Annotated in this window: 17 protein-coding genes; 1 reads left to right on the top strand and 16 read right to left on the bottom strand. The window is 41.6% G+C overall.

Going from position 1 to position 20,998, the window contains the following annotated elements:
• Nucleotides 1–249: 249 nt before the first annotated feature.
• The 15 genes from ACWF5P_RS17965 to ACWF5P_RS17895 all read right to left on the bottom strand — a co-directional run bounded on the left by ACWF5P_RS17965 (nucleotide 250) and on the right by ACWF5P_RS17895 (nucleotide 18,557).
• Nucleotides 250–1,431, bottom strand: coding sequence for an ABC transporter substrate-binding protein (locus tag ACWF5P_RS17965; RefSeq protein ID WP_434169462.1), 1,182 nt, complete (start codon nucleotides 1,429–1,431; stop codon nucleotides 250–252).
• 22 nt (nucleotides 1,432–1,453) lie between these two features.
• Nucleotides 1,454–2,161 carry an ABC transporter ATP-binding protein gene (locus tag ACWF5P_RS17960; protein ID WP_101221913.1) on the bottom strand — a complete coding sequence of 236 codons (708 nt, stop codon included), beginning with the start codon at nucleotides 2,159–2,161 and terminating at the stop codon, nucleotides 1,454–1,456.
• The gene (locus ACWF5P_RS17955; RefSeq protein ID WP_402942516.1) at nucleotides 2,154–2,924 is read right to left on the bottom strand and encodes an ABC transporter ATP-binding protein; all 771 of its coding nucleotides are present in this window, start codon (nucleotides 2,922–2,924) and stop codon (nucleotides 2,154–2,156) included. The genes ACWF5P_RS17960 and ACWF5P_RS17955 overlap by 8 nt, the downstream gene beginning before the upstream one ends.
• On the bottom strand, nucleotides 2,921–3,916 hold the full coding sequence (locus ACWF5P_RS17950; RefSeq protein WP_434169461.1) for an ABC transporter permease subunit: 996 nt from the start codon (nucleotides 3,914–3,916) through the stop codon (nucleotides 2,921–2,923). Before ACWF5P_RS17950 ends, ACWF5P_RS17955 begins: the two co-directional genes overlap by 4 nt.
• A 1-nt stretch (nucleotide 3,917) precedes the next feature.
• Complete coding sequence (locus ACWF5P_RS17945; protein ID WP_452445126.1) at nucleotides 3,918–4,781, bottom strand: branched-chain amino acid ABC transporter permease; 864 nt, start codon at nucleotides 4,779–4,781, stop codon at nucleotides 3,918–3,920.
• Nucleotides 4,782–5,573: 792 nt separating this feature from the next.
• Entirely contained in the window at nucleotides 5,574–7,271 is a 1,698-nt protein-coding gene (locus tag ACWF5P_RS17940; protein WP_232782872.1) for a sigma-54 interaction domain-containing protein, read from the bottom strand.
• A 128-nt stretch (nucleotides 7,272–7,399) separates the two neighbouring features.
• On the bottom strand, nucleotides 7,400–7,801 hold the full coding sequence (locus ACWF5P_RS17935) for a MaoC/PaaZ C-terminal domain-containing protein (protein WP_057914834.1): 402 nt from the start codon (nucleotides 7,799–7,801) through the stop codon (nucleotides 7,400–7,402).
• On the bottom strand, nucleotides 7,798–8,250 hold the full coding sequence (locus ACWF5P_RS17930; RefSeq protein WP_434169460.1) for an FAS1-like dehydratase domain-containing protein: 453 nt from the start codon (nucleotides 8,248–8,250) through the stop codon (nucleotides 7,798–7,800). The genes ACWF5P_RS17935 and ACWF5P_RS17930 overlap by 4 nt, the downstream gene beginning before the upstream one ends.
• Nucleotides 8,251–8,268: 18 nt before the next feature.
• On the bottom strand, nucleotides 8,269–9,033 hold the full coding sequence (locus ACWF5P_RS17925) for a 3-oxoacyl-ACP reductase FabG (protein ID WP_434169459.1): 765 nt from the start codon (nucleotides 9,031–9,033) through the stop codon (nucleotides 8,269–8,271).
• Nucleotides 9,034–9,053: 20 nt separating this feature from the next.
• On the bottom strand, nucleotides 9,054–10,229 hold the full coding sequence (locus ACWF5P_RS17920; RefSeq protein ID WP_057277806.1) for an acyl-CoA dehydrogenase family protein: 1,176 nt from the start codon (nucleotides 10,227–10,229) through the stop codon (nucleotides 9,054–9,056).
• 26 nt (nucleotides 10,230–10,255) lie between these two features.
• Entirely contained in the window at nucleotides 10,256–11,407 is a 1,152-nt protein-coding gene (locus tag ACWF5P_RS17915; protein ID WP_434169458.1) for an acyl-CoA dehydrogenase family protein, read from the bottom strand.
• 39 nt (nucleotides 11,408–11,446) lie between these two features.
• Nucleotides 11,447–13,048: an AMP-binding protein gene (locus ACWF5P_RS17910; protein WP_434169457.1), complete on the bottom strand. Its 1,602-nt coding sequence runs from the start codon at nucleotides 13,046–13,048 to the stop codon at nucleotides 11,447–11,449.
• 314 nt (nucleotides 13,049–13,362) lie between these two features.
• The gene (gene parC / locus ACWF5P_RS17905) at nucleotides 13,363–15,807 is read right to left on the bottom strand and encodes a DNA topoisomerase IV subunit A (RefSeq protein ID WP_452445125.1); all 2,445 of its coding nucleotides are present in this window, start codon (nucleotides 15,805–15,807) and stop codon (nucleotides 13,363–13,365) included.
• Nucleotides 15,797–17,782: a DNA topoisomerase IV subunit B gene (parE, locus tag ACWF5P_RS17900; RefSeq protein WP_101221904.1), complete on the bottom strand. Its 1,986-nt coding sequence runs from the start codon at nucleotides 17,780–17,782 to the stop codon at nucleotides 15,797–15,799. Before parE ends, parC begins: the two co-directional genes overlap by 11 nt.
• A gap of 364 nt (nucleotides 17,783–18,146) precedes the next feature.
• Nucleotides 18,147–18,557 carry a CoA-binding protein gene (locus ACWF5P_RS17895; protein ID WP_230176391.1) on the bottom strand — a complete coding sequence of 137 codons (411 nt, stop codon included), beginning with the start codon at nucleotides 18,555–18,557 and terminating at the stop codon, nucleotides 18,147–18,149.
• Between the two features lie 493 nt (nucleotides 18,558–19,050).
• Here ACWF5P_RS17895 and plsY point away from each other — a divergent pair, with 493 nt between their 5' ends.
• Nucleotides 19,051–19,638, top strand: coding sequence for a glycerol-3-phosphate 1-O-acyltransferase PlsY (gene plsY, locus ACWF5P_RS17890; RefSeq protein ID WP_230176392.1), 588 nt, complete (start codon nucleotides 19,051–19,053; stop codon nucleotides 19,636–19,638).
• Between the two features lie 44 nt (nucleotides 19,639–19,682).
• Here plsY and ACWF5P_RS17885 read toward each other — a convergent pair whose 3' ends face one another.
• Nucleotides 19,683–20,981 carry a protoglobin domain-containing protein gene (locus ACWF5P_RS17885; RefSeq protein ID WP_452445124.1) on the bottom strand — a complete coding sequence of 433 codons (1,299 nt, stop codon included), beginning with the start codon at nucleotides 20,979–20,981 and terminating at the stop codon, nucleotides 19,683–19,685.
• Nucleotides 20,982–20,998 lie beyond the last annotated feature (17 nt).

The raw sequence follows: 20,998 nt of genomic DNA, 5'->3' as shown, positions 1-20,998 counted from the left end.
CAATTACTTAAATATAATTTCATTTTTTAATAGAAAATAATGAAATTATATTTCATATTATATTCAATGATAGCGTTTTCATTACTCGGATACAAGATATTTTTGGTGATCTTGCACCACAGGATTTTTTCAACAATAAAAAAACGTGTACCGTCCCCAAGCTTGGGAACGATACACGCACGAGTTATATAATAAAATGCCAAACTAGTATACTACTTCGGCCCCAGGATACCTCATTCCTTTACCCAGTTAACGAATAGGGACTACTTTCCCGTTTTCTACTGCACCGACGACAATAGTTGATGCAAATCCTCCATTTTCATCAATCGAGGGAATATCGTATATTTTTTGATCTGGCCCAATATTGGAAAGTCCATCTTGCATATGCTTACGGATGGCCTTGGCATCATCAACGCTGCCTGCAGATTTCATCGCTTCCACAAACGCATACATGGCGATATAATTCAATCCTACTTCTGAGCTTGGATCTTCCTTATAATTCTTTTGATATTTCTCAACGAAAGCAGGTATTGCTTCTTCATCTGAGTCCATCAGTGGCAAAACGCCAATCGAGCCTTCCAATGTTTCATATGACCCTGCAATCGGCTTCATTTGATCCAGCTTTGCTTGATCCATGATGATGAAACCACCCTTAAATCCTAGCTCCCGAGCTTGCTTCGCTACTTTTGCCGTAGGTTCCGAAGCACCACCGATAAATAGCACATCAGGATCTTTTTTCAAGGCATTGGTGACAATCGTAAAGAAATCGGTTTCTTTGGCGAAATCAATCGATGAATTATAAACTACTTTTCCGCCTTGCTTTTCCCAATGTGGGAGCACGGCCTCCGTCCAGTCTTTACCGTATTGCGAAGATGTTGGCAAAGCGGCAATCTTCTTGCCGAAATGTTCCATTGCATATGTTGTAAAAGGTTCAATATACCCCTCGTAATTCGGTGGAATTCGAACGGTTAATGAATTTCCGCTTTCGGTCACTGCCGGTTCACTCGTATATGCCCCAATTATGAATTCCTCTTGTTCATTAAAAACCTGAAGTGCCAGCACACCTCCGCTATGAGGCGTGAAAATGATCGGCGTATCATATTCCTGAATTAACCGTTTAGCATTCGACCCTGTTTCATTTGGAAGGTATTTATCATCCAACGAAACTAAATTCAATGTGTATTTCTTACCATCTACTTCAAACCCACCAGCATCATTAATTTCATTGACAGCCATTTCTACACCATTCAATGTCCTTTTCCCATATAACGCTGCCGCACCGCTTAAAGGACCGCTAAAACCGATGTTAACGACATTATCACTTTTGCCTTTACTGCCACTGCTTGACACAGTGCTATCCCCTTTATTGCACCCAGTCAACACAGTGATCATTAGCAGGAGAAAAATAAATAATACGTTCAGTTTTTTCATGAAAATCCCCCATTCAATTTTTTCAGGCTCCAATATACGCTTTCCTTACTTCATCATTGGCTAATAACTCACTTGCTGTCCCTTGAACGACAATTTCCCCATTTTCAAAAACATATCCTTTATCTGCAATGCCGAGAGCAGCATTCGCGTTTTGTTCAGCAAGCAGGACCGTGATTCCTTCGCGGTTTATTTCTTCAATGACCCGAAACATTTGTTCAACAATAAGTGGAGCGAGTCCCACCGAAGGCTCATCAAGCATCAACAATTTCGGTTTCGACATCAAAGCTCTTCCAATTGCGAGCATCTGCTGTTGCCCGCCGCTCAGGCTTCCCGCTTCATCATGATGCTTTTCTTTTAAAATCGGGAATAAGTGATAGACGTATTCCAAGGAATCCTTGATCTCCGCTTTCTTCTTTCGATGCACATAAGCACCCATCCTCAGATTTTCCTGGACGGTCATTTGTGGAAACAGTTTACGTCCTTCGGCACACTGGACGATTCCCTCCCGAACATTCTTATCCGGGGCACGGCCCGCTATCGGCATGCCCAGAAAATGAATTTCCCCCTTGGACAGCTTACTGATTCCGCTTATGGAACGAAAAGTCGTGCTTTTTCCTGCCCCATTAGCTCCCAACAAAACAACGATCTCTCCCTTGGCAACTTCGATATTCACATGTTTTATCGCAGTGAAACTACCATAATTCACGGCAACATCGGTTAACTTAAGCACTGGCACTCCCTCCTAAATAGGCTTTAATCACCGCTTCATTTCCGCGGATTTCCTTAGGTGTGCCCTCGGCAATTTTTTCTCCGTAATTAAGGACCATGATGTGGTCTGCCAAGTTCATGATCATATGCATTTTGTGCTCGATTAAACAAACGGTCAGTCCCGATCGATTCAATTTTTTAATCAGTTCTGTCAAGCCTTCCGTTTCATCAGGGTTGATTCCCGCAGCAGGTTCATCAAGAAAGATAATTTCCGGCTCAGTCGCAAGGGCAAGGGCAATGGCTGTCCGTTTCTTTTCCTCCTGCGAGATGCTGGAGACCATTCTGTCAGCCGATTTCGTCAATCCGACAATATCAAGAACCTCCATTGCCTTATCCCTGCAAGCCGCTTCCTCCCGTTTTAAACGTTTTGTTCTTAGAATGGCATCCACCAGATTGGATTTGGTTCGCAGCCTATGACCGACAATGACATTATCCAACACGGTCGTTTGATCAAAAAGACTTGTCGTTTGAAAGGTTCTTGAAATTCCGAGCCCCGCTATTTCATTGGCAGGAAGTTTGGTGATATCAATCCCCTTAAAAAGGACCGTCCCGGAAGTTGGTCGATGAAAGCCACTGATCAAGTTGAAAAATGTTGATTTTCCTGCACCATTTGGTCCGATTATTGCATTGATTCTACCTTTTTCAATCGTAAAATCCACATTATTGACGGCCGCCAATCCTCCAAACCGCTTTGTCAAACTCTTCGTTTCGATTAGCAAATTCATCCCTCCTCAGCTTTTATGTGCATTTCGCTTCTCACCCTGGACAGTTCATTATCTTTTCGCTTTCTTTTCCAATCAAAGAAGGCACCTGCGATTCCGCGCGGATAAAAGATTATGATCACCGTAAGCAATGGCCCGAATATCAACATTCGATATTCTTGAAGGAATTGCAGATTTTGCGAAAGGATTACTAACAATAATGTTCCTACCAAAGGACCTGAAAGTGTCCCGATTCCACCAACCAATAAATACATCAATAGATCGAACATTATGGCGGTTGATCCGATATCAGGTCCAATGAAACGAATGAATGAAGCATACAAAGCACCTGCCAAACCTGCAAAGAATGTGGAAAGGACAAATGCGGTTAACTTATTCTTCATTGTGGATATACCAATGGTTTTTGCAAGGTCCTCGCTGTTCCTGATGGCCATATACGTCCTGCCGGTCAACGAGCGTATAATTCGATACACGACTAAAATGACTGCAAGCAGGAAAATGAGGACTAGATAATATTGGGATGCTGCAGTATCGAAGGTGATCGGCCCTATATTGCCAGGAGCAGGGATACCGATCAATCCCCTAACCCCCTCTGTAAGTCCTTCCCATTTATCGATGACCAGATATATGATGTAACCCACACATAGGGTATAAATCGCGAAAAAGTGTTCCTTTGTCCTCAGCGCGATCAAACCGATTAAAAACCCAATTGCACATGTGATTAAGCATGCACATACAAGTGCCAGCCAAAAGTTCATTTCCGCTTTTACCGTCAGGAGGCCAAGTGAATATGCTCCAATCGCAAAAAATCCAGCATGTGCAAGCGAGAGATATCCAGTATATCCTGATAATAAATTGATTCCATAAACAGCTATCGCCCAGATGAACGAAAGTGTCAGCATATGGAGATAATAATCGTTTTGAGCGATAAAGGGGAATGAAAAAGCAAAGATGATAAGTGCGAAAATCCCATTTCTTTTCGTTAATATCTTCACGCTACCTCTCCCCCTTGGCAAAAAGACCTGTTGGTTTCACGGTTAATATTACGACTAAAAGAATGAATGCAATTATGTCTTTATAATCATTTGAAATATAAGTTGCGCCCAGGCTCTCACTGAAACCTAGGATATATCCGCCTACGATCGCCCCCGGGATGCTCCCCATCCCGCCCAATATGATAATGACGAATGCTTTTAGGATGACTAAATGCCCCATGCCGGGAAAAACAAGGTTAATCGGTGATGCAAGGGATGAAGCGATGGCTGCTAATCCTCCCGATATCATGAAGGTAAGCATTGCGACTTTATTAATGTTGATTCCCACTAATGAAGCACCTTCACGGCTTTGGGACATCGCTATAATCGTCGAGCCGGCATAAGTCTTCTTTAGGAAAAGGTAAAGTAAAACCATCACTGCGATAGCTGATATGATGATCAATAATCGCTGAAGTGTGAACGTCAGGCCCATGATAGTGACCACTTGGCCATATGGAGAAGTCATTGTATGGAAGTCGGCACCCCAGACAAATTGGGCAAAGGCTTCAAGAAAAAGGAGAATTCCGATTGCCGCTATCTTATCGTGCAATGGAGGTGCCTCCCTTAACAGGCGAAACACGAAACGTTCCAAAAGGACTCCCAACAAACCAACAACGATAATGGATACGAACATGGCAATCCAGTAATTGACCCCATATAAGGTCATCATTGATAACGTGATATATCCACCCAACATATATAGGGCACCGTGGGCAAAGTTCGGGATATGCAATATTCCATATACTAGCGTCAATCCCAGGGCAACAAGACTATATACGCTGCCAATCGTCAAACCATTAAAAAGCTGCTGGATCAAAATTTCCATTTACTTCCTCCTTGAAAATTATTGAATTTCACTTTGCTGTTCATTCCCTGGCCTACCATCCTGTCCATATTTTGAAAGCACACCTCTGTGATGAAAAACATTTTAATTTTTCCCTCACAGGCTCAACCTCCCGGGGAGGAATAGTAAGTATTATTTCCCTATATTCTCCACCTACAGATAAAGATTAGGTGTAGCGAAAAAAACACCCGATTGTTTGTTAGCGCTTTCATTTATAATGACAACTTATTACAGTAAATGACGTTTTGTCCTCATTCATTCTGCCTTATGAATCTAGGCTGTACGATTGTGCAGACAAGCAGATGCTGATTTTAGGGATAGCCAAATGATTACAACTTCACTTTAATAACGGTTTACCCATGGTATTCGTCTTGTTCGTTCACCCCTTCCACACCACTAAAGGACCATTACGCAGATTAATTTCCTGCATGTAGATTATTTCTTGTATGTAGATTATTTCTTGTATTATAAATGCAAGTGCCGTGCCAACATGAACTCACCGACAATTAGGCTATTCACCAGTCAGTGAATTCATTATTGAATTGTAAAAATCAAAAGTAACGATTCCATACGGGATTTCCGTCATTCACTATTGACTGAAAAAATCATTTCTGAATCAATAAAATAATTAAATGAAGACATTAAATGAAAGGAATCCAATAATAACCTTCACAACCTTAATCGTTTTAAGCAAGTCCAGGTTAAAATCCACAAAAAAACAGCACCCTCCATTGTTGGATGGTTTCCAACAATTGAGGTGCTGTTCAAACTCACCTATTCTTTTCCGCTGACCTTTAATCGGTATTTTTTAAGTTTCCTCACAATTGTTGCCTGACTGGAATCTAGGGCCTCTGCGATTTCATATGTAGTTTGGTAGGTTTGAGCCGCTTTCGTCAAGATTTCCTTTTCGGCTCTTTCCACCGCTTCTTTTAAAGTTAGGGTAGCATTGAGGTTCGGCTGATTCCGATTTTCCGGCTGATATTCTTCCGGAAGGTCGTTAATCGATAATATTTGATTATCCGTCAGCACGACGAGCCTTTCCACTATATTAATCAATTCACGGACATTTCCTGGCCAATCATGTTGATAAAAATATTCCTTCAACCGCGAATCTATTTCTTTTGAGAATTTATATTGTTCGTTTGCTTTTGTTAAAAATAAGTCAGTCAATGCCAAGATATCCTCTCTTCTTTCCCGTAGAGGAGGAATCGTAATCGGAATGACATTCAGCCTATAAAAGAGGTCTTCACGAAACTCACCCGCTTTGACCATTTCCGATAGATTTCTGTTCGTGGCTGCTATTATGCGAACATCGATCTTCTTTGGCTTTGTTCCACCGATTCTTTGAATCTCCCTTTCCTGAAGGGCCCGAAGCAGCTTCACTTGAAGTTGCAGGGGAAGCTCACCAACTTCATCCAGGAATAAGATCCCACTCTCTGCAAGCTCAAACATCCCTGGTTTGCCTTTTTGATTGGCTCCGGTAAATGCCCCTCCTTCATATCCAAAGAGCTCGGATTCCAATAAATCAGCAGGAATTGCCCCACAATTTATTTTGATGAAATCTCCTTTTTTAGATCGGATGCTCCGATTATAAATATTGCGGGCAAGGACATCCTTTCCAACACCCGTTTCTCCCAGAATGAGTACTGTCGCATCAATATCCGATATTCTTTCAGCAATTTCATAAATCATTTTCATTTTATCACTGACAAATACGACTCCATCCTTGCTTGTTATCTTCCGCAGTTTTTCAATTTCCTGCTTATATTGATTATTCAGTTCATTTACTTTCGTCAACTCGTGCATCAGTTCATTTAAATCGGATAAATCTCTTATATTCGTAACGACTTGCTCTATTTCCCCTTCTGCATTAAAAACGGGACTTCCTGTAATCAATGTTTCCTTTCCAGCAAAATTATCCTGTACGACTGATACCGTTCGTCTCAGCTTCACTACCTTATGCGTCACCGAAGCATTCAGTATGCCGCGTTTAATTAATTGGTCCACCGATTTGCCGATATAATACTCTTTTGGTATGCCAGTGATCCGTTCAATTGCCGAATTGGTATAAAGCGTGATTCCATCTTGATCGGTGATGTATATTCCATCATAGGAATTTTCGATAATGGCATCCAGTGCGCGATTCAATTTATCCGTTTCATGCGCATCAATCAATAAATCGTCCAAAAATTCTGTTTCACTGCCTATATATAGAATATTGTCAGCATCCATTTGTTTCATTAATAAAAATAAATACCGCTTATCATGCAGCCTTGCAGCTGCAAGCCTTTTATTATCGAGAAATTGCCACTCATCGAATTGTTCGGTTAGTGTATTATTACCATCCTGACTTAACGATTGATTAAAATAGTTGCCCCAATCCTTTATCCGATTTTCAGAATCCACGACTAGTGCAGGGATGGTCGACTCTTTGAGCAAATTAATCCGAGAATCCTGTTTCACTTGATTCATTACTATTCACCGCCGCAAAAAGAATTCTTTTTAAGTACAATTCTGGATAATTTTCGAAACTCCTTTAAAATTGTCGAATTTCGCTCCAAAAAAAGTAGTGATGAAATAATTTTCATCACTACTTTCCCTCAGTAAGTCTTAAAAATAACCTCTCCACTGATTGCTTCCTTACCTGACTGATTAGTGGCCGCAACGTTGAAAAAATATCTATCCCCATTTTTTTCTTTTAGATCCGCTTGAAGAGTTATGACATCATTCAAGAAAACCATACCTTTGAAACGAATCTTGTATTCTTCGATAAAACCAATTTCATATAGATTACTGAAAAGCTTTGCGAGGTTTCCCATCGTCCACATTCCATGCGCGATGATACCGGGAAGACCAGCATTTTTTGCTTCCTCATCAATCGTATGAATGGGATTGAAATCACCTGATGCGCCGGCATATTTAATGAGGTCCAGTCGCGTTACAGGCGCAAGCTCGATGGAATGTAACGAGTCACCAATATGCAGTTCGGTTAATGTCGTCACTTACTCATCACCATCCTTCTGATCGTTTCATTTATAATGACAAGCTGTTCAGCAGTGAAGACGATTTCCCCATTTGCATCCGTCCCATAATTTTTAAAGGCTAGAAATCCCATTTCCCCTTGTTTTCCTTTTTTCTCATAATAGTCTTTCACTTCCGTATAACAGGTGATTTCTTCCCCTACCTTCAGCGGCCTGTTATAGCGATATATCTGCTCACCGTGAATCAACCCTTTATTCGGTAGATTTAAGCTTTCAATCGTCCCAAAATCAAAGACCCTTGGGAAAGTTGGTGGAGCGATATTCGTTCCGTACCTTGATTGCCTGCCTATTTCTTCATCTATGAAAATTGGGTGGGGATCACCAATCGATACTGCGAATTTTTTAACGGCTCCCCGTTCAACTATATTTTTAACGGGGTTGGATCGTTTTCCAATACTTTCGTTGAACATAACATCCCGCCTTTTCCCTTAATTTTTTGGACCGCCCGCAACATATAAAACCTGCCCGCTAATGAATGACGATGCTTCATCGGCAAAGAATGCAACAGCATGGGCGATATCACTTGGCAAACCGCTTCTGGCAACAGGAATACTGTTTGCCCTGTCCTGGATGAATTGCTCAAAACTCACTCCCACCCGCCTAGCTGTTTCTTTCGTCATTTCGGTTTCGATAAAACCTGGTGCTACCGAATTAGCCGTTATCCCGTATTTGCCCAGTTCGATTGCCAGAGTTTTTGTTAACCCCTGAAGTCCGGCTTTAGCAGCTGAATAATTAGCCTGCCCGCGGTTCCCGAGGGCCGAGGTGGATGATATATTGATGATTCTTCCGTATTTATTTGCAACCATATGCTTCTGGGCAGCACGTACTGCATTGAAAGTACCTTTTAAATGCACATCCATTACCGTCTGCCAATCTGAATCGGTCATTTTGAAAAGTAGATTATCCCGGATGACCCCAGCATTATTCACGAGAATATCAAGCGATCCAAATGTGTCGGCTATTTCTGTTATGGATGCTTCCACTTCTTCGGGATTGACCACATTGGCAACTTTTGTAAAAATGGTATAACCCTTATCCCTTAATTCATTTCCCGTTGATGTCAAAACCTCTTCGTTGATATCCATAATCGCTACGTTTGCGCCTTCACTGGCAAATAGTTCGACGATCGCCCGGCCAATCCCCCTGCTTCCACCTGTAACTAATGCCGTTTTCCCTGAAAATCTCCCTGTCATAATCGTTTCCTCCTAATCTATTATAAAAATTGCCCTACTTTAACATGTCCCTTAATCAAATTTCGGGAAATGATCATACGCTGTATTTCATCCGTACCATCATAAATCCTCCAAAGCCTGGCTTCGCGGTACCAACGTTCGATGGGAAGCTCCTTCGTATAGCCCATGCCACCGTGAATCTGCAATACACGATCAACGACCCGATTCCCCATATTGGCTCCATAGAGTTTAGCCATTGAAGCTAAATGGCGGTTGTCTTCTCCATTATCAAGTGTAAAAGCCGCATTCAATACAAGCCATCTTGCAGCTTCAATTTCTACGGCCGAATCAGCTATCTGCCATTGAATGGCCTGGCGCTCCGCGATCGGTTTACCGAAAGTTACTCGTTCTTTAGCGTATTCTATAGCCATTTGCAGCAATCTTTCTGCCGAACCAACAGCACGTGCGCCCACGATCCATCTTGCAAACCCAATCCATTCCAAGCCTAGTTTATAACCGCCATGCACTTCCCCTAAGATGTTTTCTTCGGGTACCCTGACATTATCAAAAACTAAACCTGCCGGTCCCCATTCTCCCATCGTATTGATATATTCTGATCTCCAGCCCATATCACGGTCTACAATGAAACAGGTTACCCCTTCCGTCCCGGTTGCTTGATGACGTTCTTTGTCAGTTACAGCAATGACCATGACGAAATCGGCATCATTTCCTCCAGTGATGAATGTTTTTTCTCCGTTAAGCACCCATTCATTCCCTTCTTTTACTGCCGTCATTTTAATATTTCGCGTATCAGACCCAGCCCCCGGCTCCGTCATGGCAAAACAGGACTTTTTCTCACCATTAATAGTAGGAATCAGATATTTCTGTTTCTGTTCTTCATTTGCATAATAAAGTATGTTATCAGCCGAACCTCCAAAGCTGAATGGTACAAACGTTTTTGATACTTCCATCAAGACAATTGCCATCATAAGCTGCCCTAAGTCTGCCCCGCCATATTCCTCTGGGGTATTGATGCCCCAAAACCCAGCTTTTTTTGCTTTTTCCTGTAAATCTTTCAATGTTCCCTCTGGTAAACTAGGCTTCCCTGCCATTTCATTGCGAAGCACTTCATTTTCCAAGGGTATCAATTCATTTTCCACGAACTTGCGTATTGTTTTTTGTACCATTTTTTGTTCATCTGATAGTCGTAAATCCATATTAACCCCTCCGCTTTCCAATTAGACTAGTTTTGATATTTTCTCTTCAATTGTCCGGTAATGATATTTTTTTGGATTTCGGACGTGCCTTCATATATTCTAGTGATTCGGGCATCCCGATAAAAACGTTCAACTGGATAATCCTTCATGTATCCCATACCGCCATGAATTTGAACGGCCTTATCAGCGACACGATTATATACTTCCGAACCATACAACTTTAGCATTGCCGCTTCTTTAATGATTTTTTCTTTCTGATCGACCATCCATGCAACCCGGTATGTGAATGAGCGAAGTGCTTCTATTTCCATTGCCATCTCGGCAATCATATGGGATACAGCTTGATGATCTATGATCGGCACATTAAATTGTTCACGTTCTGTGGCATATTTAGTAGATAGATCGAGCAAGTACTGACAGGACCCTAAATTACGGGCAGCAAGGCCTGCCCGGCCATTTGCAAGGATCTTCAATGCATTTACATACCCTTGTCCAACGTCCCCCAGTACATTTTCGGCAGGAACCTCGCAATCTTCAAAAACCAATTCGGCAGAATGTGAGCCTCGAAGACCCATCTTCCTTTCCAGGCTACCAACTCTAAAACCCGGAAAATTCTTTTCTACTATGAATGAGGTGATTCCTTTTGCCCCTTTATCTTTGTCCGTTACGGCCATAACCGTAAAAATATCTGCTACATCAGCATTCGTTATATAATGCTTAGTCCCGTTAAGTATATATTTATCGCCATTTTTGACTGCCGTCATTTTGAGGTTCGTAGCATGTGACCCCGCTGCAGGCTCAGTTAAAGCAAAAGCACCAATTCTATTACCGCTTGCCATATCTGGTAGATACTTTTCCTTTTGCATTTCATTGCCCATTTCGACTATCCCTACCGTCCCTATGCCGGTATGGGCCCCAATCAGAGTGGTATATCCATTATGTGTTTTGCCGATTTCCTCATATAAAGCGCATTTTCCCACCATCCCGATTCCGAGCCCGCCATACCTTTCCGGGATACTAAGCCCGAATAGCCCGATTTCCTTCGATAAATTTATAATGGATTCCGGGATATGATCTTCATCCTCTATCTGCATGGAAAATGGATCGATTTGCTCTTCGATAAACTGGCGTATATTTTCTTTTAATAACAGGATGTCTTCATCTAAGCGAAAGTCCATTTGCATTCCCCTTTATCTTCGAATTGGTTGTTAGCGCTTTCATATATTATCCGAATAAGCGATATGTTTTTCCTGAAGTTTGCGTTTTAAGATTTTACCTACTGCCGTCTTAGGAAGTTCACTTTCAAAAGTGATTGCTTTTGGGACTTTAAAGGCAGCGAGTTGCTTTCGGCAATAAACCTTCAATTCGTTTTCAGTTATTCTTTCACTTGGTTTTAGAACTACCGCTGCATGTACCGTTTCACCGCGATATTGATCGGGAACGCCAAAGACGGCAGCTTCCAGAACCTTAGGATGGCTGTATAAGACATCTTCAATTTCTATTGGATATATATTGAACCCGCCAGCTATGATCATTTCTTTCTTCCGTCCCACAATGTAAAAGAAGCCATCTTCATCCATCTTGGCAATATCACCGGTATGCAGCCATCCGTTTTGAATCGTCTGCCGCGTTTCTTCAGGCATGCCCCAATAACCTTTCATTACCTGTGGACCCTTTATGACCAATTCACCTGGTGTATCAACCAAGAGGGCAGGCTCTCCTGTAATACTGTCAATTATGGCGGCATCCGTATTTTGTATCGGAATCCCGATACTTCCGGGTTTTTGCAGACCGCTAACTGGATTCCGGTGCGTGACTGGTGACGCCTCGGACAGGCCATAGCCTTCTGCAATCTTTGTCCCGCTCAGTTCGTTAAACCTTGACAATACATTCAATGGCAATGGTGACGAACCCGAAACGCAAGATTTCAATGTATGCAAATCAAATGGATGGGACTGGTAATATTGTAATAAAGCAATGTACATCGTCGGTACCCCTGGAAAAATAGTCGGTTTAAGATCATTGATAATATCGACGATCTCCGTCACCTCAAACTTGGATACAAGAATTAATTCCCCGCCATTATAAAATGTCAGGTTCATCCCTGAAGTCATGCCGTAAACATGAAATAATGGGGAAACGCCAAGTACCCTTTCCTTACCCTTTTGAGTATTGATTCTTGAAGTGGCTGCACTCTGCAGCGTATTGGCTACTATATTACGATGTGTTAGCATCGCCCCTTTAGAACGCCCTGTCGTTCCTCCTGTATATTGGAGGACGGCGACATCTCTAGCAGGATCAATCTCCACACTGAAATCCGCTTCTGTTACTGTTAGCAGTTTTTTTGTCATTTCACATTTGCCCTTTTCCAGCGACACGCTTAACACCTTTTCAACATCGGTTGCAGCTATAACGGCTTCAACTATTGGTTTTAAATCATCTAGCACAATGATGTGCCTTGCACCTGAGTCTTTCAGGACATGTATTAATTCGTTCGCCTTATACATTGGATTGATTTGGACAACAATGGCTCCATTCAAAAGAGTTCCAAAAAAACCAATTGGATATTGTGGACAATTAGGAAGCATAAGAGCCACTCGATCTCCCTTTCCAATCCCTTCAGCAGCAAGCAAGCGGGCACATCTTTTCACTAACGTCCCCAACTCTGAATATGTATACCTCTGCTCCCTGAACGTAACCGCTGTTTTATCCGAATATTGTTCGACTGCTTGATAAAATAGTTCCGTCAAAGACATGTCAGGAATATCAATCTCGCTTGGGTTTCCTTGCGGGATATGTTTTTTCCAAGGTCTATCCATTGGCCCTCCCCTTTCTTCATTCAAAAAAATAAAGAAGTCATACTAAACAATATGCAAGGAGTGTGCCAAAAATAAATCGTTATGTTACGCTGATTCATTCAATGGTAAAATTCAAAATTGAATTATTTGCTGCGCCCTTAATAATATTAGGTTCATAATGCTAGGATTTAAAATTGACTCAATAAGTCATTTTTGAATTTAGAGATGCTTTCGTAAAAGGTATCAACTTGTAGTACGGGGCATGTGGAGAAGGATATTATTTGAAAATAAAACGGGATGCTGATCAAGATCAGCATCCCGTTTTAAAAAATGATTCACTGCTCTATGGCGGAGTCATCTTCCAATGATATTTTCCATAATTCTTTCGCTTTTCCACTAACCGTTTCATCAAAAACAAATGATCCATTCGTATATCGATCATGATTTTTTAATGAAGCGGCATGAATCGTTTCAATGGTTCCCTTTTCAGAAAGAATGAATAGGCTGTCCGTTTTGTTAATGATATCAAATCCAATGACCCTATGAGGATTCGATTTCAATTCCCTCAAGACCACGACACCGCGTTTTGCCCGGCTCGTTTTTTCAAACTCGGTTAATTTCATTTTCTTTATGGCCCCGCGCTGTGTAACGATAAAGATCGATTCTTTACTATCCTTGGCCAAAACCTTTCCGCCAATGACATAATCATCTTCTTTCAAATTAATCCCTTTGACTCCTGCTGCCCGAACACCGACAACACTTACTTCCTCTTCATCAAACCATAAACCATAGCCATTATGGGTGACCAGGAAAAGGTCAGCCTGTCCATCGGTATGATGGACATCGACAAGTTCATCGTCACCTTTTAAATTGACACCAACCAGCGGTTTTGAATGACGCTGGGCTTTATAGGAAGCTAATTCTGTCTTTTTCACCATACCATTTTTCGTGATGAACAATAGGAATTCCGGCACGGCAAACTCTTTGATTGGAATCGCTTTTATGATTTGTTCTTCCCTGTCGATTGGTATGATGTTCGCGATATGCTGACCGGTTTCCTTCCAACGAATATCAGGAAGCTGATGAACTGGACAATAGAGGTAGTTCCCTTTGGATGTGAACAGCAACAGGACATCAGTTGTATTCATCTCCAGCCTCTGGAGCAGGCGATCGGAATCCTTCATGCCAAAATCAAGACCGCCTGATGCTGTATAGGATCGTAACGAAGTCCGTTTTACATAGCCTTCTTTCGTCACGGTCACCATCACGTCCTCACTCGCAATCAATACTTCAAGATTGATTTTGATTTCTTCAATTTCTTTTTCGATTTTGGAACGACGTCCGTCATCAAAGCCCTTTTTAATGAATCGAAGTTCTTTTTTAATTACTTGAAGAAGAACTTTTTCACTGCCAAGAATCTTTGTCAATTCCTCAATTTTGTTTTTCAATTCCGCCGCCTCTGCTTCAAGTGCTGTAATATCCGTATTTGTCAGCCTGTATAGCTGCAAGGAGACAATGGCTTCAGCTTGCGCTTCTGTAAAATCGAATTTAGCAATGAGGTTATCTTTGGCATTCCGTTTGTCTTTAGATGCCCGGATGACAGCGATGACCTCATCTAATATGGACAAAGCCTTCACTAAACCATCGACGATATGTGCCCGGTCATGTGCCTTTTGCAACTCATAACGTGAACGGTTCACGATTACCTCTTTACGGTGTTCGATATATGCATCTAGCATTTTTGGCAGGCTCATCAATGTTGGCCGTTTTTTATAAATCGCGACCATATTGAAATTGTATGCAATTTGAAGATCGGAATTTTTGTATAAATAATGCAGGACTCCATTTGCATCTGCTTCTTTTTTCAGTTCGATGACAATCCGCAGTCCCGTACGGTCGGTCTCATCCCTAACTTCGGCGATACCTTCCACTTTCCGGTCCAGACGGAATTCATCCATTTTCTTAACAAGGTTTGCTTTATTGACTTCATATGGGATTTCAGTGATGACGATTTGCTGTTTGCCCCCCCGAATCGTTTCCACTTCCGCCAACCCGCGAATGATTATTTTCCCTTTACCTGTCTCATAGGCCTTACGAATGCCTTCAATGCCTTGAATGATACCGCCAGTAGGAAAATCCGGCCCTTTAATGACCGTCATTAAGTCAGCGACAGTCGCTTCCGGCTTATCGATTCGCATAATGGCCGCATCAATGACTTCACCTAGTTGATGTGGCGGGATTTCAGTGGCATAGCCTGCTGAAATTCCTGTAGAGCCATTTACAAGCAGGTTAGGGAACATTGCTGGCAATACAATGGGCTCCTCTGAAGTATCATCAAAGTTCGGTACAAAATCGACCGTCCTTTTTTCAATATCCCGCAGCATCTCGGAGGCAATCGATGAAAGCCTTGCTTCCGTATACCGCATCGCAGCAGGCGGATCGCCATCAATACTACCGTTGTTTCCGTGCATTTGGACCATTACCTTCCGCAGCTTCCAGTCTTGGCTCATCCGAACCATTGCCTCATAAACGGATGAATCTCCGTGAGGGTGATAGTTACCAATTACATTACCGACCGTTTTTGCGGATTTCCTGAATCCTTTTTCCTGAGTATTTCCTTCAACATGCATCGCATACAATATCCTGCGCTGCACCGGTTTTAAACCGTCCCTTGCATCTGGAAGTGCCCGATCTTGGATGATATATTTACTATAACGCCCGAAGCGGTCACCAATTACCTCTTCTAGCGGCAAATCTCGAAACGTTTCTTCAAATACCATCGTTAATGACCTCCTCTTCAATCGACATATTTTCATTATCTAAAATATTCGATTCCTCTTCGAGACCAAAAGCGACATTGGCTTCAATCCACTTACGACGCGGTTCAACCTTATCTCCCATCAACGTTGTCACACGTCTTTCCGCACGGGCACCATCATCGATCTTCACACGTATCAATGTCCTTGTTTCCGGGTTCATGGTGGTATCCCATAATTGATCGGCATTCATCTCACCCAGCCCTTTATAGCGCTGAATCATATAGCCTTTCCCCACCTTGTCTATCGCTCCCTGAAGTTCCTCGTCGCTCCAAGCATATTCAATGACTTCTTTCTTCCCGGTCCCTTTACTCACTTTATATAAAGGGGGCAAGGCAATGTAAACCTTTCCAGCCTCTATTAACGGCTTCATATAGCGATAAAAGAATGTCAGCAGCAGCACTTGGATATGGGCTCCATCGGTATCGGCATCAGTCATGATGATCACTTTATCATAGTTAGTGTCAGGCGTATTGAATTCCGCACCGACACCTCCGCCGATTGCATGGATGATCGTATTTATTTCCTCGTTTTTAAAAATATCCGCCAGTTTTGCCTTTTCCGTATTAATAACTTTACCCCGCAATGGCAGCACTGCTTGGAATCGGCGATCGCGTCCTTGTTTAGCGGATCCCCCAGCAGAGTCCCCTTCTACAAGATACAGTTCATTCCGTTCGGGATTTTTCGATTGAGCTGGTGTTAATTTCCCAGAAAGGATGGCATCGGATTTTTTCCTTTTCTTCCCGCTTCTTGCGTCTTCGCGAGCCTTGCGTGCCGCTTCCCTTGCTTGGAACGCTTTAATCGCTTTTTTTACCAATAGGGTACTCGTGGTCGGATCTTCTTCAAAAAAGTAGGCTAAGTGCTCTGATACGATGGAATCGACTGCAGAACGGGCTTCACTTGTTCCAAGCTTGCTCTTGGTTTGTCCTTCGAATTGAAGAAGTTCTTCAGGGATACGTACTGAAATGATTGAAGACAAGCCTTCACGTATATCGGTACCTTCGAGGTTTTTATCTTTTTCCTTCAATAGCCCCATCTTTCTGGCATAATCATTAAATGCCCGTGTCATGGCCGTTTTTGCGCCAATCTCATGGGTGCCTCCATCTTTTGTACGAACATTATTTACAAAGCTTAAAATATTCTCTGAATAGCCATCGTTGAATTGAAAGGCTAGTTCGACTTCTATCCCATTTTGTTCCCCTTCTAAGCTGACTACACTATGAAGGGTCTCTTTTTCTTCATTTAAATAATCGACAAACGCTTCAATGCCATTTTCATAGTAAAAAACTTCATTATGGTCGTTACGCTCATCCGTCAATTCTATCTTCATGCCTTTTAAAAGAAAGGCTGATTCGCGAAGACGCTCACATAGGATTTCATAATTAAAAGTAGTCACCGAGAATATTTTTGGATCGGGCTTGAAGTGGATCTTGGTACCTGCTTGATTGGTTTTACCGATTTTCTCCAGAGTGGTTTCTGGCTTTCCGCCATTGAAAAACCGTTGTTCGTAAATGAACCCGTCCCTTTTGATTGTCACGACAAGCCATTCAGACAACGCGTTAACGACCGAAGCACCGACTCCATGAAGCCCTCCACTCGTTTTATATCCGCCTTGTCCAAATTTACCTCCAGCATGAAGAATCGTCAAAATGACTTCAGGCGTCGGTTTACCTAATTTATGCATGCCAATAGGCATTCCCCGCCCTTTATCAGACACACTTACACTGTTATCTTTATGTATTTTCACACTAATTTGGTCTCCATATCCAGCTAAAGCCTCATCTACGGAGTTATCTACAATCTCGTACACTAAATGATGAAGTCCGCGTGCATCAGTACTGCCGATATACATACCGGGACGTTTTCTGACCGCTTCGAGTCCTTCCAGTACCTGAATTGCATCATCATTGTACTCGATTGTTTTTACTTTCTTTGCCACAGAAATTCCCCTTTCCTTACTAAAACACAATTTCCGGGCCAAATCATACTGCAATGAAATGACTCACTAGCTAAACAAATCCATTAATACGTTAATATCATATAAAAAGTATAATACTTTTACGAACAAAGAACAAGTGTTCTATTTTTTTGTCCTTTTTATTAGCGTTAGCACATTTATGTGGAACAAAACGTATCATAGCTACCTTTCTAATTGTAGCGGTAAATTTTCATTTGGCAAATATACTTTTACTATTTTTAATCAAATTAAGCGTCCATGGCTTAAATTTACCCTGCCTTTTGACTTCTTTCGGTCGAAATACAGCCACACCTTAACAAAAAGAGCGGAAGATCCGCTCTTCATTTTACTTAGTAAGGGCGTGTTCGACTTTTATACATCGATTCATGATGACAGTATATCCTTTTTCTTTCAAGAAATTATAGGCTTCTTCATTTTCCACACCCTGCTGGGCCCAAAAGATATCAGCATCGATTTCTGCAAATTCCTTGGCTATCTCCGGCAGGAACTCTGAACGGCGGAAAACATTGACGATATCGACGTGCCCTTCAATATCTTTCAGGGCTTTAACCGCCTTGACACCCAGCACTTCAGATACAGCAGGGTTTACCGGGATGATTTCATAACCGCTATCCTGCATGGCCTTCGATACCATATAAGAAGTACGGTCAGGGTTATTAGATAAACCAACGACAGCTATGCGCTTCGATTTTTTCAACATCTTTCCCATTTCTTCTCTGCTCGGATTTTCTATCATTCTTTTCTATCCCCTTTATAATAAAATGTAATATTTGAATAAAGAGTATTCCTTAAAAAAGGTATTTTACAGAGGAAGCTGTTTATTACCATTATTAAGAAAAACCATTATACAAGAAAGAATAAGTTTCGAAAAGGCATGTCTCACTTAACTTTCTTTATGTTCATACAGACTACCACGGATTGTAACAATTTATACAAGGAGGCATCCTTCATTTTATATTTACGAAAATAAGGAACCCTAAACCTTTCACCCTTCATGAACTTAACGTATAACAAAAGATGTAAGTTCATCAAGGAAAATCATTTTTTTAGTGGATTTTTTTTTGGACAGCCGTACCATTTTGTCACGAAAATGTTACAATAAGAGAAGCTTAACAGGTGTTTTAAAGCTGTTTTTGGCTATTTCTACACGTTTATTTTTGAAAAAGGGAACAATCGCCCCTGAACGTGATAAAAAAAAGAAGATTTTTCTTAAAAGAAAGGGTAATAGAATGCTTACATTTATCACTATACTGGCTGCCTACCTGATCGGTTCGATTCCTTCCGGTTTAATAATCGGTAAAGCTTTCTACAAAATCGACATCCGGGAGCATGGCAGTAAGAATCTAGGCGGGACAAATACCTTCAGGACACTTGGTGTCAAGGCAGGGCTTACCGTTACTATCATGGATATACTTAAGGGTACCCTGGCAACTTTTCTTCCGTATATGCTAGGCGTGGACATGCATTTATTGCTAGCCGGAGTTATTGCGGTAGTCGGTCATATGTTTCCCATTTTCGCAAACTTTCGGGGCGGAAAAGCGGTGGCAACTTCTGCTGGTGTCATTCTTGCTTATGAACCATGGTTTTTTGTCTTTGCCGTCATCATTTTCTTTATATCCTTATACATATCCAAATATGTCTCGCTTTCATCCATGATTGCTTGTCTACTTGCTCTCATCTACAGTTTAGTTTTTCATATTGATGATTTGGCGCTCATTATTGTAATCAGTATAATAACGATCTTCATTTTTTACCGGCATCGCGCAAACATCAAGCGGATTATCGATAAAACTGAACCTAAAGTAAAATGGTTATAAGAACATGTAAAAATAGGCCCGTATGCATGGGCCTATTTTCCATTCTACAATTCATTTGCCGTGTTATTCAGGATATCGGCATGCCTCGAAACTTTTTCAGTAGCGTTTCCTATTTCCTGGATGATTGACACTAATTCCTTAATAGTCATTTCCATTTCTGCAGAATCCGCTATATTCCCGTTGATGACTCCGATTATTTCATTGAAGGATTTTTCTGTCAATTCAGATTCTTTCTCGCCTGCTTGAACTACTTCCTTGACCCTTAGGACAGAATCAACAACATCCTTCATATATTCATTTGATGTTTGCACGATTGCATCTATTTCAGCTATCGACTTCTTAGTCTGTTCAGCAAGTTTCCTGACCTCATTCGAAACAACCGCAAATCCATTACCATGTTCACCTGCCCGTGCTGCCTCGATGGCTGAGTTCAATGATAGTAAATTTGTCTGGTCGGCCATTCCCTGTACAAGCTTAACAAACTCGGTGATGCTTAAGAAAGATTGGTTTAATAAAATGATCTTTTCATCAACATTTTTCATGAAATTAACAAGGTTTTGTATCTTTTCCGTTAAGATCTGCATGCGCTTCTGCCCCTCTTCAGCCATTGTTTTTGAACGAAGTGATTGTTCAGCGCGCGTTGCGATCTGCATTTTGACAAATTGCCCGTTTTCTATCAATTGCTTAACGGAAGCATCCGTTTCTTCACTTAAATACAAGACTTCTTCACTAACTAACGAGATTTTCCTTTTTACTTCCTCTTTTATTTCTTTATATTGATTTTCCCTAGCTTTTAAATGTTCAACTTCATATGCCTCAAGGACTAATTGCTGTTCGAGATTTAGTATCTTTCCTATCGCTGATATTAATGCCCGCTGCTCATCTTCATTCTTGGTTTGTTCAAAGACAATTCTTTGCAAGTGATTCTGTACATTTTGAAAACCGGATGAATACCACCGGGGCTGTAAGCCAATACGATAATGAGTCTTCGCCACCTTTGTCCGCAATTTAACAAAATCATCGTCAATCACACCATTGAATAAAGATAGCATATGGGTAATTAACGTTTTCCTCAATTTTCCCACCGTGCTGTGTTCAGTGATTATCCCTTTCAATTCAGGAACCTGCAGAATCGTTTGATAAAAGGCATCAACAACTCCCTCTACCTGGGGCTCGATTGCCTCTCTAAAGGCATGTATCAGCTTTAAATCGAATTCCGTTAAATCGATGATAGTCACCTGCATTTTCACCTGTTCACTGCTTACATCCAATATGCCCTCTGTCTCTTTTGCTTTTTGAAACCAGATTGCTTTTTCCGGCTTCGCTTTTATGAAGATCCCCATATCCCACTCCCCCTGAT

This window comes from Peribacillus sp. NPDC055009 (assembly GCF_053608705.1).
The sequence above is the reverse complement of the archived record's forward strand: the minus strand, read 5'-3'. Positions and strand labels throughout refer to the sequence as shown.

Excerpts from the sequence above, each read along its gene's own strand:
- ACWF5P_RS17965 (WP_434169462.1), bottom strand. The coding sequence starts at position 1,431 with ATGAAAAAACTGAACGTATTATTTATTTTTCTCCTGCTAATGATCACT.
- ACWF5P_RS17955 (WP_402942516.1), bottom strand. The coding sequence starts at position 2,924 with ATGAATTTGCTAATCGAAACGAAGAGTTTGACAAAGCGGTTTGGAGGA.
- ACWF5P_RS17945 (WP_452445126.1), bottom strand. The coding sequence starts at position 4,781 with ATGGAAATTTTGATCCAGCAGCTTTTTAATGGTTTGACGATTGGCAGC.
- ACWF5P_RS17940 (WP_232782872.1), bottom strand. The coding sequence starts at position 7,271 with ATGAATCAAGTGAAACAGGATTCTCGGATTAATTTGCTCAAAGAGTCG.
- ACWF5P_RS17930 (WP_434169460.1), bottom strand. The coding sequence starts at position 8,250 with ATGTTCAACGAAAGTATTGGAAAACGATCCAACCCCGTTAAAAATATA.
- ACWF5P_RS17925 (WP_434169459.1), bottom strand. The coding sequence starts at position 9,033 with ATGACAGGGAGATTTTCAGGGAAAACGGCATTAGTTACAGGTGGAAGC.
- ACWF5P_RS17920 (WP_057277806.1), bottom strand. The coding sequence starts at position 10,229 with ATGGATTTACGACTATCAGATGAACAAAAAATGGTACAAAAAACAATA.
- ACWF5P_RS17915 (WP_434169458.1), bottom strand. The coding sequence starts at position 11,407 with ATGGACTTTCGCTTAGATGAAGACATCCTGTTATTAAAAGAAAATATA.
- ACWF5P_RS17910 (WP_434169457.1), bottom strand. The coding sequence starts at position 13,048 with ATGGATAGACCTTGGAAAAAACATATCCCGCAAGGAAACCCAAGCGAG.
- parC (WP_452445125.1), bottom strand. The coding sequence starts at position 15,807 with ATGGTATTTGAAGAAACGTTTCGAGATTTGCCGCTAGAAGAGGTAATT.
- ACWF5P_RS17895 (WP_230176391.1), bottom strand. The coding sequence starts at position 18,557 with ATGATAGAAAATCCGAGCAGAGAAGAAATGGGAAAGATGTTGAAAAAA.
- plsY (WP_230176392.1), top strand. The coding sequence starts at position 19,051 with ATGCTTACATTTATCACTATACTGGCTGCCTACCTGATCGGTTCGATT.
- ACWF5P_RS17885 (WP_452445124.1), bottom strand. The coding sequence starts at position 20,981 with ATGGGGATCTTCATAAAAGCGAAGCCGGAAAAAGCAATCTGGTTTCAA.